Raw genomic sequence first — 15,116 nt, 5'->3', positions numbered from 1 at the left:
GCTCAGTGCCTCAAAGGAGGGAACAGAGATCAGCTCCCACGACCATGAAATGCCAAGGTCGAAAAATGCTCCTGCCATTTCGACACTTCCGCCTTCCATGGCGGTCGGACGGCATTTCCTGAGCCCCCATGGATGGGTTGATGGCGTGTCGAGGGAGGTGACTCTGTTTCCTTTTTATACTGTATTTAAATAGATCGATTATTTAGTGTGTTTGGTATCACTATACTAAAGGTGAATATTAACATTGATTGATTGAATAATTAATCAGCATATAATCAGAGGGATAATATAAGTATAAGAACGGGAGAGGGACATGCCACATCGAGCACATTTGTTCTCGTTACGCATAGGTCATGCGCTGCGAGAAAGCTGCTTTAAGGAAAGTTACAGTCGCCAACGGTTAATAAAAGATGTGATGGCAGGGGTCACGGTTGGCATTATTGCTATTCCTCTTGCGATGGCGTTGGCGATTGCCAGTGGTGTGGCGCCACAATATGGCTTATACACCGCTATTATTGGTGGCTTTATTATTGCACTGACTGGTGGATCCCGTTTTAGTATTTCTGGCCCCACCGCCGCCTTTGTGGTGATTTTATACCCAATTGCTCAGCAGTATGGTTTGGGAGGCCTGCTGCTTGCGACTGTTATGTCGGGCATATTGCTGATTGGTATGGCGCTGGTGCGCTTAGGGCGGCTTATCGAATATATTCCAGAGTCGGTCACCTTAGGTTTTACCGGCGGTATTGGGGTTATGATTGCCACTTTGCAAATTAAAGATTTTTTAGGCTTAGAACTTACCAGCCTGCCTGAACATTATGTGGGCAAAGTCGCCGTGTTGGCAGCCGCTGTGCCCGATGTGTATTGGCCAAGCCTGTTAATTGCTTTGTTAACCCTAGCTATTATGTTGGGCTGGCCTAGGTTAAAAACCGGTGTGCCTGCCCACCTGCCCGCGGTGTTGGTTGCCTGTGTGGTAACTTGGCTGCTAAATGCTCAAGGAATGACTATTGCCACCATTAGCAGTCAGTTTAGCTATTTACTGCCTGATGGTAGCACTGGGCAGGGCATACCGCCTGTGCTACCTGAGTGGGTGTGGCCTTGGCTGCAACCTGGACCTAACGAGGCTAAGCTGGTACTAGACTGGTCCTTATTTAGCGCCTTGCTGCCTGCTGCATTTGCTATTGCTATGCTAGGCGCCATTGAGTCTTTGTTGTGTGCCGTGGTATTAGACGGCATGACAGGTAAGCGGCACAGCGCAAACAGTGAACTGTTAGGCCAAGGCATTGGTAATATTATTACTCCTTTTTTTGGCGGCATTACCGCGACTGCCGCCATTGCTCGCTCCGCTGCCAACGTAAAAGCGGGGGCCGAGTCGCCGGTATCAGGCATGGTGCATGCGCTTGTGGTACTGGCAGCTTTAGTTTTGTTAGCGCCGTTATTAGCCTACCTGCCTATGCCTGCCATGGCGGCTTTATTAATGGTAGTGGCGTGGAATATGAGCGAAGCGCATAAGGCGGTAAAGCTACTTAAGACCGCTCCTGTGGGCGATATTTTGGTGTTTTTAACGTGTTTTTCGCTTACTATTTTATTTGATATGGTGCTGGCTATTACCACGGGTATTTTAGTGGCTGCAGTATTATTCGTACGTGATATTGCAGAAATGACAAAAGTCTCTGATATTTCAGGCAGTCAACGTTTACAAAGTACACCATTGCCTAAAGGCTGGTCGGTATTTAAAATTAATGGGCCTTTGTTTTTTGCGGCCGCCGATCGGGCGTTTAGTGAATTGTCGAGCTGGTGTAAACAGCAAGATGGTATCATTTTGTATATGGATGCGGTGTCTATTCTTGATGCGGGTGGGCAGTCGGCGTTAAGCCGCTTTATAGAGCAGTGTCAGCAAAAAAATATTGAGGTAGTAGTGGCAGATTTACAACTTCAGCCGCTAAGGACCTTGGCACGTGCTAATTTAGCGCCTATTGATAATGAACTTTCATTTTATCCGACTTTGCAAGCAGCATTAGAGCAGGTGAGCCGCCGAACACTGTAGTCGTGGCTTGAGCGACGAAGGTGTTGTGCATGGGGTAAAGTATATTGCGGTTTTAATATTAAAAACGGCGCTGTATTGAACAGCGCCGTTTTCTTTTAGTCTTCTGCTTTTTGCTTATTTTAAACTATCTAAATAACGCTCGGCATCTAAAGCAGCCATACAACCGGTACCGGCTGAAGTAATGGCTTGGCGGTAGGTATGATCCATCACATCACCGGCTGCGAATACGCCTTCAATACTGGTTTGAGTCGCATTACCTTGTAAACCAGATTGTACCTTAATGTAGCCGTTGTCCATGTCTAGCTGGTCAACAAACATACTGGTGTTGGGCTGATGGCCAATAGCAACAAACACCCCCATTAATGCCAACTCTTCAGTTGCATCGCTTTGGGTATCTTTTAGACGAACGCCGGTAACGCCCATATCATCACCCAATACCTCTTCTAAGGTACGATGAGTGTGGAGCACAATATTACCGTTGTTAACTTTGTCCATCAGACGGTCGAGCAATATCTTCTCGGAGCGAAACTCGTCACGACGATGTACTAAATGTACTTCGCTGGCAATATTAGACAGATATAAAGCTTCTTCCACGGCGGTATTACCGCCACCAATAACGGCCACCTTTTGATTACGATAAAAAAAACCGTCACAGGTGGCACAAGCAGATACGCCGCGTCCCTGAAAGGCTTCTTCAGAGGGTAACCCTAAATACTTAGCCGAAGCTCCAGTGGCAATAATCAGTGCATCACAGCTGTATTCGCTGCTGTCACCCTTAAGGCGAAAGGGGCGTTGAGTTAAATCCACACTGTTAATGTGATCAAATAGGATTTCGGTCTCAAAACGCTCGGCATGGGCTTGCATGCGCTCCATTAATGCTGGGCCTGTTAAGCCTTCGGCATCACCTGGCCAGTTTTCTACATCCGTGGTGGTGGTTAGTTGGCCACCTTGTTGAATTCCAGTAACCAATACAGGATTGAGGTTAGCGCGGGCCGCATAGACGGCGGCGGTGTATCCGGCAGGGCCTGAACCCAGAATTAGCAGTTTAGCGTGTTTTGCTTCGCTCATTAATAGCTCCAACCTTGGCAATAGGCAGATAAAAGTAAGCACGATTGTAGGGGATAGCCACTTGGTAATAAAGCCCCATGAGCGGGTGGGGCGCTTAGAGGCTAGCGCGGCATCCATCAGATTAATGTCACCGAGTCGCCTGAAAGAGCCGAGTCGGTCTTTGCTAAGTGGCAGCGTATTCATAGAGAAGAGGAGTGATTATGCAGAGGGAGTGAATGAGTACTTTTTTGCAGTATCCGTGATAAATACTACGGTAAGTGGATTATCTGGCTTAAGTGGCCAGTTACACGGCAAAAATTTATATATAATGATGAATTGATATTATTATCAAACGGATGTGCTATCGATTTGTACGTTTGCATGTTAAAGTATTGGTAGTCAAGATGTATAGATAGTCGTTTTTTGTGTGTATTTATTTGCTTGAAATTGCTTTAGATAACAGCAATTTCAAGCACCACAGCCCAGTGAAATGCGTGTCAACCTCATATTGTTATTGCACTAGAGTGTGTTTTTATGCCATATAGGTGGCATATTCACAGTGGAATGTATCGATAATAAGTCAAAGGATGGATGAAGTGTTGGATTTGAATAGCAGACCAAGCAAAGACCTAGATCGAATTGATCGCAATATACTCAATGAATTGCAGCAAGATGGCCGAATTTCTAATGTTGAGTTATCAAAAAGGGTTGGGCTTAGCCCAACCCCCTGCTTAGAGCGGGTGCGTCGTTTAGAACGTCAGGGGTACATTGAAGGGTATACTGCTATTCTTAATCCACAATTTTTGGATGCATCACTGTTGGTGTTTGTTGAAATTACACTCAACCGTGGCACGCCTGATGTGTTTGATGAGTTTAACGATGCCGTGCAGCAGCTGGAAGAAATTCAAGAATGCCATTTAGTGTCGGGCGATTTTGACTATTTGCTAAAAACTCGAGTGGCAGATATGTCGGCTTACCGTAAGTTACTGGGTGAAACTCTGCTGCGCTTGCCTGGCGTTAATGACACTCGTACATATGTCGTAATGGAAGAGGTGAAGCAGAGCAATCGTCTGGTAATAAATACGCGATAAGCTGTGCTAATGGCTCTGGCTCTGGTATTTTTATAGCGAGTGTGAGTACTTGATTGTTATGTTAGCGAGCGGCTCCGGCCGCTCGTTTGTCGTTTGAGTCTTGGACGACTTCTTCTGTCGTAGCTCAACCGACGTTACTGAGTATTCGTGGTATGCAGTTATTACATTATTTGATAGGTAAGGAGCGGGCGTTTGGCGGAGAAAAAGCTGTTTACTCCCATGTCTGGTTTACAGCGTCTGTTTGAAGCCGGACTGATCACCATTATTTTGGTGGCAATGTTTATGATGTTGTCACTGGTGTCTTATCACCCTTCAGATCCGAGCTGGTCACAAACCGCATGGGGAGGAGATATTCGTAATGCAGCTGGGCCTGCTGGGGCATGGCTTGCGGATATTTTATTGTTTGTGTTTGGTTTTTCTGCTTATTTAATGCCGTTATTAATGGTGTTGGTTGGCTGGAGTGCTTTGTGGCGCCCGCGTGCCTTGAGTGATATTTGTTACCTAACGCTCAGCTTACGCATTATTGGTTTTTTAATGTTACTGCTTAGCCTGCAAGGGCTCGCTAGCATGAATGTGGGAAATATTTATTATTTTTCGTCTGGTGGCCTTATTGGTGACATGTTGGTGTCTGCCTTAGAACCCATGTTGGGTACCTTAGGCAGTACGCTATTATTGTTGTGTGCCTTTGCTACCGGTGTCACATTTATGACTGGTTGGTCTTGGATGTTAATTGTTGAGCGCTTAGGTGCCGGTGCATTAAATGCCCCTAGTTGGATTGGGTCACTGGGGCTGCGTGCGGCTAATTGGCAAACTAAGCTATTTTCACGTCGTGCATTGAATCGCTCCCCTGAATTAGCCAATGCCAGCAGCACTGATCACGCCATTGAATCAAAAGATGCTCCTTTATCTGGAACTGAAACCAGCTTTTCTGGCTGGCGTCGTTTTAAAGACCGTTTAACTCACGCAAGCAGTGATGAATTTGTGACTGAACCAGATCTTGCAGCCACTGAGTTGACCATGGCGGAACAAGAGGATCCCTTGTTAGCCCCCTTGCCAGAGCAAAGTGATAAACGACCTAAGTTACAGAAGAAACAACCCCCTCCTCGTAAGGCGGAATCGACTGCACGTAAAGAGCCCACAATAGGAGAAGTGGCGGAGACTGCTACTCCCATGACCACCATTGCCCAAGACAATGGTTGGACAATGGATGAGCCAGAAGATGACCTAGATTTACCTTGGCTTAAAGAAGAAGCTGAGGATGAAATACTGACTTCTGCACCATTGGCTCCTGCTCGGGCAACACCGGTAAAAGGCGAGGCGTTACCCATGCCCTCAGTTGAGTTGTTAGATCCCCCTAAGCCACGCCAACACACAGTGAGTGAAGAAGAGTTAGACCGTATTGCCCGTTTAGTTGAAGCCAAACTGGCTGATTATAATGTACAAGCCAATGTGGTGGGCGTGTATCCGGGCCCGGTGATCACCCGTTTTGAGCTAGATCTAGCGCCGGGGATTAAGGTAAGTAAAATCAGCCGACTCGATCGTGACTTAGCGCGCTCTTTATCTGCTATTAGTGTGCGGGTAGTTGAGGTGATACCGGGTAAGCCCTACATTGGCTTAGAGCTACCTAATACTCGTCGTGATACCGTGTATTTACGTGAAGTTATGGACAGTAATGCCTTTGAAGAGAGTAAGCACCCACTGACGATGGTGTTGGGGCAAGATATTGCAGGCGAGCCTGTGATTGTGAACTTGGGTAAAATGCCCCACGTATTAGTGGCCGGTACCACAGGCTCGGGTAAGTCTGTGGGGGTCAACGTTATGATTTTGTCTATGTTATATAAGGCGACCCCAGAAGAAGTGCGCTTTATTATGATTGACCCGAAAATGCTCGAGCTATCCGTATATGAAGGTATTCCACATCTGTTAACTGAAGTGGTTACCGATATGAAAGATGCCGCAAATGCATTGCGCTGGTGTGTGGGTGAAATGGAGCGGCGTTATAAATTACTGTCAGCGGTTGGGGTGCGTAACCTGCAAGGCTATAACACCAAAATACAGGAAGCCATGGATGCCGGTGAGCCCATACGTGATCCACTATGGGACCCCACTCAGTCTATGGATACGTCGCCGCCTGCCTTAGAGAAACTACCGAATATTGTTGTGGTGATTGATGAATTTGCCGACATGATGATGATTGTCGGTAAAAAAGTAGAAGAGCTGATTGCCCGTATTGCACAAAAAGCCCGCGCGGCAGGTATTCACCTTATTTTGGCCACGCAGCGCCCGTCGGTGGATGTGATCACCGGCCTCATTAAAGCCAATATTCCGACCCGTATGTCGTTTCAGGTGTCCAGTAAAATCGACTCTCGTACTATTTTAGATCAACAAGGTGCTGAGTCTTTACTGGGAATGGGTGACATGCTGTATATGCCCGCCGGTGAAAGCACACCTACTCGCGTTCACGGGGCGTTTGTTGATGATCATGAAGTGCATAAGGTGGTGGCAGCTTGGAAAGAGCGCGGCGAGCCCGATTATATTGAAGATATACTCAGTGGAGATGTGGGCGCTGAAGGGCTATTACCCGGTGAAGTGCCAGAAGGCGGCGACCAAGAAAATGATGCTTTGTATGACGACGCGGTCGCTTATGTCGTAGAGACACGTCGTGGCTCTATCTCTGGGGTACAACGTCAGCTTAAAGTAGGGTATAACCGCGCTGCTCGGCTAATAGAGCAAATGGAAAGGCAGGGTATTGTTAGTGAGCCGATGGGCAGTGGGCAACGAGAAGTCTTGGCACCTCCGCCAGTTAGGGAGCGAAATTAAATGAAAAAAGCAGTTGTATTAAGTATGTTATTTTGGTCAGTGAGCGCGACGGCTTTGGCTGATGCTCGCACTGAGTTACAGCAAAAGCTGTCCTCTTTTGAGCAATTTTCTGCTGAGTTTAGTCAACAAGTGTTTGATGAGCAGGGGGAATCGATGCAACAGGCCAGTGGTACTATGGCGCTAGCTCGCCCCGATCGTTTTCGTTGGCATACGCTCACTCCCGACGAAAGCGAGATTGTGTCTGACGGTAAAAGTGTGTGGATGTATGACCCCTTTGTAGAGCAAGTTAGCATAGCCCCGTTAGAAGAGGCGATTCAGAATACGCCGTTTTTGTTGATCGCCGGCGGCGATGACACACGCTGGGAACAATATGAGGTAACAGAAAAAGGCGATGCCTACGTGGTGATCAGTAAAGATCCCAGTGAGCTAATTAGCCAATTTAGGGTGAGTTTTGATAATAAAAACCGCATTCAGCGCTTTACCGTATTAGAGTCGGGTGGCCAACGCAGTGAGTTTACATTAAGCGAGGTAAACACCGCGCCCAAAGTGGAGGCGAGCACTTTCACCTTTACGCCCCCTAAAGGTGTGATGATTGATGACCAACGGTAAAAGAAAGTGGTCCGCGATAATGACCCCAGAGCCTAAATTGGTTCAATAGTCTTTAATTTAAATAAGTGACCCTATAACAAAATTCAAACTGGTCGTAGGGTCCAATTTATTGGACCAAAAACCATAGCTCGACACAAAAGCGTTGGTTGGGCGTTTTGTTTATGTGGAGATAAATTGACATGAGCACCTTGAGTCTCGACTTTGAACAAGATGACTTTCGGCCACTGGCAGCCCGTATGCGGCCACAGCAGTTAAGTCAATACTTGGGCCAAGCACATATTCTTGGACCCGAGAAACCGCTGCGCCGCGCATTAGAGGCAGGGCTGTGTCATTCTATGATCTTGTGGGGGCCGCCAGGCACCGGCAAGACCACTTTAGCTGAGTTGATTGGTCATTATTGCGATGCCCAAATAGAGCGTGTGTCGGCAGTCACTTCAGGTGTCAAAGAGATTCGAGCCGCCATTGATCGAGCACGAGAGCATAAATTAGCGGGCCGGCGCACCATTTTATTTGTTGATGAAGTACATCGCTTTAATAAATCTCAGCAAGATGCTTTTTTACCTCATATAGAAGACGGTACCGTCACCTTTATTGGTGCCACTACTGAAAATCCCTCCTTTGAACTAAACAACGCCTTATTGTCTCGAGCGCGTGTGTATTTGCTTAAACGTCTCGACACTCAGGATATTGAGCAGATGATAAGCCAAGCACTGCATGATGAGCGGGGCTTGGCTGGGCATAATATCGAGCTGGCCGAGGGCGTGCAGCGAGCCTTGGCAGAGTTAGTAGACGGTGATGGTCGTAAGGCTTTGAATTATCTTGAGTTGCTGGCTGATATGGCGGAATTACAGGGTGAGGTACGCCATATTAATCTGGCCCTGTTGGCTGAGGTGACAGGGGAGCGCTTAGCACGATTTGATAATCAAGGTGATCTCTATTATGACCTAATCTCAGCTATCCATAAGTCGATTCGCGGCTCTAACCCCGATGCCGGTTTATATTGGTATGCTCGTATGATTACTGCCGGTTGTGATCCCCTCTATATTGCTCGGCGCTTATTGGCTATTGCTTCAGAAGACATAGGATTAGCAGACCCCAAGGCCATGGAGGTGGCACTCTGTGCGTGGGACTGTTTTACTCGGGTAGGCCCGGCTGAAGGGGAGCGCGCTATTGCTCAAGCTATTGTTTATTTAGCCTGCGCCCCTAAAAGTAATGCCTTATATACCGCCTGGAATACCGCCTTAAAAGAAGCCCGTGAACTTCCTGATTATGAGGTGCCCATGCATTTGCGTAACGCGCCCACTAGGCTGATGAAAGAGTTAGGGCACGGCCATGAATATCGTTATGCACACCATGAGCCTGGCGCCTATGCGGCGGGCGAAACCTATTTACCTGAGGCCTTAACAGGGCGGCGCTATTATCAGCCGAATGAACGTGGTTTTGAGCAAAAAGTAAAAGCCAAGCTAGCATATTTGGATAATCTAGACCAAGAAGCTAAAAAATCCTAACCAATCACGGGCGCTTGGTTGGCTCTAGGTCAGGCGGCTGTTAAACTTAATACTCATTTATTGACTTCAATTGTGCGTGCTGCACGCAGGCACACTAGTGCATTTAATAAGGTAACTCATGCTGGATTCTAAATACTTGCGCGGCGATATTGCCGACACAGCGGCAAAGCTTGCCAGCCGCGGTTTTACACTCGACATCACTTTATTTAACCGCCTTGAAGAGCAGCGCAAGTCGTTACAGTCCCGCACTCAAGAATTACAAGCAGAGCGTAACGCCCGCTCTAAAGCTATTGGTATGGCGGCACGTAATGGTGAAGATATTGCTCCGCTGAAGGCGGCGGTCTCACAAATTAATGATGAACTCGATGGCTGTAAAGCAGAGCTAGATACCTTGCTTAACGAAATTGAAGCTTTTAGTGCCGCTATTCCAAATTTGCCCCATGAATCTGTGCCAGTAGGCAAAAATGAAGACGACAACCAGTTAGTGCGTGACTGGGGCGAGCCAACGGCATTTGATTTTGACGCTAAAGATCACGTTGCCTTAGGTGAAGCCTTAGCAGGGCTTGATTTTAAAGGGGCGGTTAAAGTATCAGGTTCACGCTTTGTGATAATGCAGGGCCAAATTGCCCGCATGCACCGTGCATTAGCGCAATATATGCTGGACTTGCATACACTTGAGCACGGTTATACCGAGTGCTATGTTCCCTATTTGGTGAATAACGACAGTCTATTTGGAACCGGCCAATTACCTAAGTTTTCTGCAGACTTATTTCATACCGCTATTGAAGGTGAAGGTGAAGACGCGGGTAAAACCCGGGGCTTTTCATTAATTCCTACCGCAGAAGTGCCATTAACTAATATTGGCCGAGATGAAATTTTTGACGCGGCTGATTTACCTTTGAAGTTAACGGCACATTCTCCGTGCTTTCGGTCTGAAGCAGGATCTTACGGCCGTGATACTCGCGGCTTAGTACGCATGCACCAGTTTGATAAAGTCGAAATGGTACAATTAGTCCATCCTGATAGCTCATGGGACACCTTAGAAGAAATGGTGGGCCATGCTGAAAAAGTACTGCAAGGCTTAAAACTACCGTATCGGGTAATGGCGTTATGTACCGGTGACATGGGCTTTGGTGCCGCCAAAACCTACGATTTAGAAGTGTGGCTGCCCGCTCAAGATACCTATCGTGAAATATCATCTGTGTCTAACTGTGTTGATTTTCAGGCGCGTCGTATGCAAGCACGGGTACGCGGTGCCGACGGTAAGCCGCAGTTATTACATACCTTAAATGGTTCAGGGTTGGCCGTAGGTCGTACTTTGGTGGCAGTCTTAGAAAACTATCAGTTAGCTGATGGCCGCATTGCGGTGCCTGAAATTTTGCAGCCTTATATGGGAGGACTCACGGTTATTGGTTAATGTTTAATTGCTAATATCACCTGTTATGGCTGTATTTGATAAAGCCGCTGTTCTGTCATCATAAGATTGCTGAACTGCGGCTTTTTTGTCTTTGATACTAACCGTATTTAATAACTAGCCCACGCATGAGAGGTGATTTTTAATAGCAATCTTAAAAACTAACAGATCAGATTTTATGGCTTCTGTAGGGGGCGATTTCAATCGACTAAAAACCATAGTAAGGCCTAAAGAGGTCGAATAAATTTGCCCCTACGCTCGGGGTCTATGGGTGTAAAAGCTGATTTTTGTGCTTTTAGCGCTCAATGTAAAAATAGATCATATATTTACTTAGACTAGTATTACTCGGTGTAAGTAGCATCTCGCACCGGTTATTATCCTTCTTGATAATGAAGAGAGACGTTATCTTCATTTTTGGTAAGCTTCTGAGTGATCCTTTCATAAAATCGCTTGCTGGTAGTCAAAATATTCATAAATAATTAACATATCAGTATCATCTGTTATTGATGTCCTTTTCTTGCTGTGTATAATCCACCATCAAAATATGCTGTTGCAGCATATCTCATTGCCACTGTGCGGTTAGGTGGTTTTATCATCTATTATGTCGGGCGGTACTTGCCAAAATTTGTGGCCTCGCTTGCTTGTGATCATCGTTATGGAGAAAAGACATGGCGTCGCGTTCAACTGAATATAAAGGGACTCCCCCAAGCGGAGATCAGAAGAAAGGCGGGTTAACCCGCTTTTTGGATACTGTTGAATGGTTAGGTAATTTGTTACCGCACCCTATTACTTTATTTGCACTCTTTTGTGTCGCTATTTTGATTGCTTCTGGTATCGCAGGCTATTTTGAGTTGAGTGTGATCGACCCCAGGCCGGAAGGAGCTAAAGGGCGCGCCAGCGACGGTATGATCCAAGTTATTAGCTTGCTTAATGGAGAAGGCTTGGCCCGCATTGTGGGAAGTTTGGTGAGCAACTTTACCGGTTTTGCCCCACTAGGTACTGTGTTAGTGGCTTTGCTGGGGGTGGGCATAGCAGAACACTCAGGATTACTATCAGCCGCCATGCGCGCTATGGTGATGAATGCATCACAACGCATGGTGACCGTGACAGTGGTGTTTGCCGGTATTATTTCTAATACGGCATCTGAGCTTGGATATGTGGTGTTGATTCCATTGGCTGCCATGATTTTTCATTCATTAGGACGACACCCTTTAGCGGGCTTAGCTGCGGCATTTGCGGGGGTATCTGGCGGCTATAGTGCAAACTTACTGCTGGGAACTGTTGACCCTTTATTATCAGGTATTACCCAAACGGCCGCGCAAATTATTGATGCCGAATACATAGTAGGACCTGAGGTTAATTGGTACTTCATGTTTGTGAGTACCTTTGTGATTGCAGGGCTAGGTGCTTTGGTAACCGAAAAAATAGTGGAGCCAAAATTAGGGCCTTATAATGTAGCAGAAGCCGAAGACGATATAGACACCCAAAACATGGGAGCCGTGACTGCTAACGAAAAGCGGGCTTTAAAAGGAGCCGGTTTGGCGGCGTTAGTGGTGTGTGCATTACTGGCGCTTACGATAGTGCCGGAAAACGGCGTCTTACGTCATCCTGTTACTGGTGACATTGCTGGGTCACCTTTTTTAAAGGGCATTGTAGCGTTTATTTTTGTGTTTTTTGCCATTCCCGGTTTTGTTTACGGTCGTATGATGCGCACCATGACAAGCGATCGTGACGTGATTGATGCTATGTCGAAAAGCATGAGCTCGATGGGAATGTATATAGTACTGGTATTTTTTGCCGCTCAGTTTGTGGCGTTTTTTAGTTGGACTAACTTTGGCACTGTGATTGCAGTGCAAGGCGCGACTTTTTTACAAAACATAGGGCTAACGGGTCCTATGCTAATGATCTGTTTTATTGTGCTGTGTGGTTTTATTAATCTGATGCTGGGCTCGGCTTCGGCACAATGGGCGGTGACGGCACCTATCTTTGTTCCCATGCTCATGCTGGTAGGTTACTCACCAGAAGTCATTCAAGCGGCATACCGTATTGGAGATTCGACCACTAATATTATCACCCCTATGATGAGTTATTTTGGTTTGATAATGGCGGTCGCGGTGCGCTATAAGAAAGACTTGGGGATTGGTACCTTGATGGCAATGATGTTGCCTTACTCATTGGTCTTCTTGCTGGGCTGGAGCCTGTTGTTTTTTGTGTGGGTGTTTGTGTTTGGCCTGCCCGTAGGCCCTGGGGCGGCGACTTTTTACAGTGACTTGCCATCTTAGTGTAAAGCGGGCTAGGGGGTTAATGCTATTGGCAATAAAAAGGGGGCAGGCAAGGGCCCTTTTTTGTTGAAGGCATTAATGTAGTTTGATGTTGAATGAAGTTTCTCCGTTTTTCTTTCGCCTTTTGGCAGCTTCCTTTGGTAGAATGCGCAACATTAATCAGGTCTTCGGCAGTCAATGATGGTTTGGATAGACTATGTAATTTTAGGCATAATTGCGCTTTCTGCCATTATTAGCCTAGTAAGAGGCTTTGTAAAAGAAGCGATGTCGCTGGTAACTTGGTTTGCCGCTTTTTTTGTAGCTAGTCAATTTTATGCCGACTTAAGTACGCTGCTCGACATTTCCGATCCTCTTATACGTGATGGTAGCGCCATTGCGATCCTCTTTGTATTGACCCTTATTCTAGGGGCACTGCTTAACTATATTATTGGTGAGCTGGTCACCAAAACAGGGCTTTCAGGCACAGACCGTGTGTTGGGCGTGTGTTTTGGTGCAGTACGCGGTGTATTAATTGTGGCCGCTTTAATCTTTTTTATCGATACCATGACTGGCTTTTCGCAAAGTCTGTGGTGGGAGCAATCTCGGTTAATTCCGGAATTCGGTATTATTATCCAGTGGTTCTTCAGCCTGGTGCAAAATTCATCCAGCTTTTTACCCCCCAAGCCATAATGAATTGAGGAAATTAGGACATGTGTGGGATTGTCGGAATTTTAGGTACGACTCCAGTAAATCAGGCGCTTTATGATGGCCTGACCGTGCTACAACATAGAGGCCAAGATGCTGCAGGCATTGTGACCATAGACGGTAACACTTTACGTCAGCGCAAGGCGAATGGCTTAGTACGTGATGTGTTTGAAGAGCGCCACATGGAGCGCTTAATTGGTAATGTGGGCATTGGCCATGTACGTTACCCAACCGCAGGCAGTAGCAGTGTGGCACAAGCACAGCCGTTTTATGTCAACTCCCCCTTTGGCATAGCGCTTGCTCATAATGGTAATTTAACCAATGCGCGTGAGCTAAAAGAAGAGCAGTTTCGTGTGGCTCGCCGCCATATTAATACCAGCTCAGATTCAGAAATCTTATTGAATGTTTTTGCTCATGAGCTTGATCAGCAAACCCAGACTCTGCACCTCGAACCGAGTCATGTGTTTGCTGCGATCGGCAAAGTACATCAACAAGTTAAAGGCGCCTATGCCGCGGTGGCAGTGATTATTGGTCATGGTATGTTGGCATTTCGTGATCCTAACGGTATTCGCCCCTTAGTGTTAGGTAAGCGTGATTGTGATACCGGTGGCACTGAGTATATGGTGGCCTCTGAAAGCGTAGCGCTTAATGCTGTGGGTTTTAGTTTGATTCGTGATATCGCGCCAGGCGAAGCGGTATATATTACCGAACAAGGTGAGTTATTTACTGAACAATGCGCTACTGAGCCACAGCACCAGCCGTGTATCTTTGAGTACGTTTATTTTGCCCGCCCTGATTCTTTTATTGATAAAGTTTCTGTATACGGTGCTCGCGCCCAAATGGGGCAAAAATTGGGTGATAAAATAGCCAGGGAGTGGGAAGATTTTGATATTGATGTGGTGATCCCAATCCCTGAAACTTCGTGTGATATTGCGCTCGAAATTGCCCACAACTTAGACCTACCTTATCGACAAGGCTTTGTAAAAAACCGCTATATTGGCCGCACTTTTATTATGCCTGGACAATTACAGCGTCAACAGTCGGTGCGTCGTAAACTTAATGCTATTCCTTCTGAGTTTGCCGGTAAAAATGTGTTGCTGGTTGATGATTCTATTGTTCGGGGCACCACGTCTGAGCAAATTATTAAAATGGCCCGTGAAGCCGGTGCTAAAAAAGTTTACTTTGCCTCAGCTGCACCAGAAATCCGCTTCCCTAATGTGTACGGTATCGATATGCCCTCGGTGAATGAGTTAATCGCTTATGGCCGAGAGGGGGATGAAATTTGTCAGTTGATTGGTGCCGACGGCCTTATTTACCAAGAGCTGTCAGACTTAGAAGATGCTGTACGTCACTTTAATCCTGAGCTGCGCCGCTTTGAAACCTCTGTTTTTACTGGTGAGTATGTCACTCAAGATGTGGACCAAGCGTATCTAGATGAGCTTAACGCCTTGCGTAATGAGGGCTCCAAACAAGGTGATTGTAGTGACAATAGCCATTTAGGCATTTATAACGAAGGTCAATCTTAAAAGGTACGGATCAAAAATACAAAGAGGCTGCGGCCTCTTTTTTTGTTTGCCCAGCAAAGCTGGCAAACCCGATAGGCCGAAAGAAGCCTTA

The 15,116-nt window shown here is 46.6% G+C and carries 10 protein-coding genes; 9 read left to right on the top strand and 1 reads right to left on the bottom strand.

Features of this window, described 5'->3' with window-relative positions:
- The first annotated feature begins 313 nt into the window (after positions 1–313).
- On the top strand, positions 314–2,044 hold the full coding sequence (gene dauA, locus ACTHY5_RS07155) for a C4-dicarboxylic acid transporter DauA (protein ID WP_441878173.1): 1,731 nt from the start codon (positions 314–316) through the stop codon (positions 2,042–2,044).
- A 114-nt stretch (positions 2,045–2,158) separates the two neighbouring features.
- Here the strand turns inward: dauA and trxB are convergent, their stop codons facing one another.
- Complete coding sequence (trxB, locus tag ACTHY5_RS07150; protein ID WP_441878171.1) at positions 2,159–3,112, bottom strand: thioredoxin-disulfide reductase; 954 nt, start codon at positions 3,110–3,112, stop codon at positions 2,159–2,161.
- 575 nt (positions 3,113–3,687) lie between these two features.
- On the opposite strand from trxB, the gene lrp reads away from it, so the two are divergent.
- The 8 genes from lrp to purF all read left to right on the top strand — a co-directional run bounded on the left by lrp (position 3,688) and on the right by purF (position 15,025).
- On the top strand, positions 3,688–4,182 hold the full coding sequence (lrp, locus tag ACTHY5_RS07145) for a leucine-responsive transcriptional regulator Lrp (protein WP_441878169.1): 495 nt from the start codon (positions 3,688–3,690) through the stop codon (positions 4,180–4,182).
- A 192-nt stretch (positions 4,183–4,374) separates the two neighbouring features.
- Positions 4,375–7,002: a DNA translocase FtsK 4TM domain-containing protein gene (locus ACTHY5_RS07140; RefSeq protein ID WP_441878167.1), complete on the top strand. Its 2,628-nt coding sequence runs from the start codon at positions 4,375–4,377 to the stop codon at positions 7,000–7,002.
- Entirely contained in the window at positions 7,003–7,611 is a 609-nt protein-coding gene (gene lolA / locus ACTHY5_RS07135) for an outer membrane lipoprotein chaperone LolA (protein ID WP_441878165.1), read from the top strand.
- A 173-nt stretch (positions 7,612–7,784) separates the two neighbouring features.
- A complete protein-coding gene (locus tag ACTHY5_RS07130; protein WP_441878177.1) occupies positions 7,785–9,119 on the top strand; it encodes a replication-associated recombination protein A in 1,335 nt (444 codons plus the stop codon).
- A 118-nt stretch (positions 9,120–9,237) separates the two neighbouring features.
- Complete coding sequence (gene serS / locus ACTHY5_RS07125) at positions 9,238–10,536, top strand: serine--tRNA ligase (protein ID WP_441878163.1); 1,299 nt, start codon at positions 9,238–9,240, stop codon at positions 10,534–10,536.
- Positions 10,537–11,201: 665 nt separating this feature from the next.
- Positions 11,202–12,815: an AbgT family transporter gene (locus tag ACTHY5_RS07120; protein WP_441878161.1), complete on the top strand. Its 1,614-nt coding sequence runs from the start codon at positions 11,202–11,204 to the stop codon at positions 12,813–12,815.
- Positions 12,816–12,995: 180 nt separating this feature from the next.
- Positions 12,996–13,484: a CvpA family protein gene (locus tag ACTHY5_RS07115; RefSeq protein WP_441878175.1), complete on the top strand. Its 489-nt coding sequence runs from the start codon at positions 12,996–12,998 to the stop codon at positions 13,482–13,484.
- Positions 13,485–13,504: 20 nt separating this feature from the next.
- Complete coding sequence (gene purF / locus ACTHY5_RS07110) at positions 13,505–15,025, top strand: amidophosphoribosyltransferase (RefSeq protein ID WP_441878159.1); 1,521 nt, start codon at positions 13,505–13,507, stop codon at positions 15,023–15,025.
- The last annotated feature ends 91 nt before the right edge of the window (positions 15,026–15,116 follow it).

Source organism: Oceanisphaera sp. (genome assembly GCF_052084945.1).
In the GTDB taxonomy this organism is placed as follows: Bacteria; Pseudomonadota; Gammaproteobacteria; order Enterobacterales; family Aeromonadaceae; genus Oceanimonas.
The sequence above is the reverse complement of the archived record's forward strand: the minus strand, read 5'-3'. Positions and strand labels throughout refer to the sequence as shown.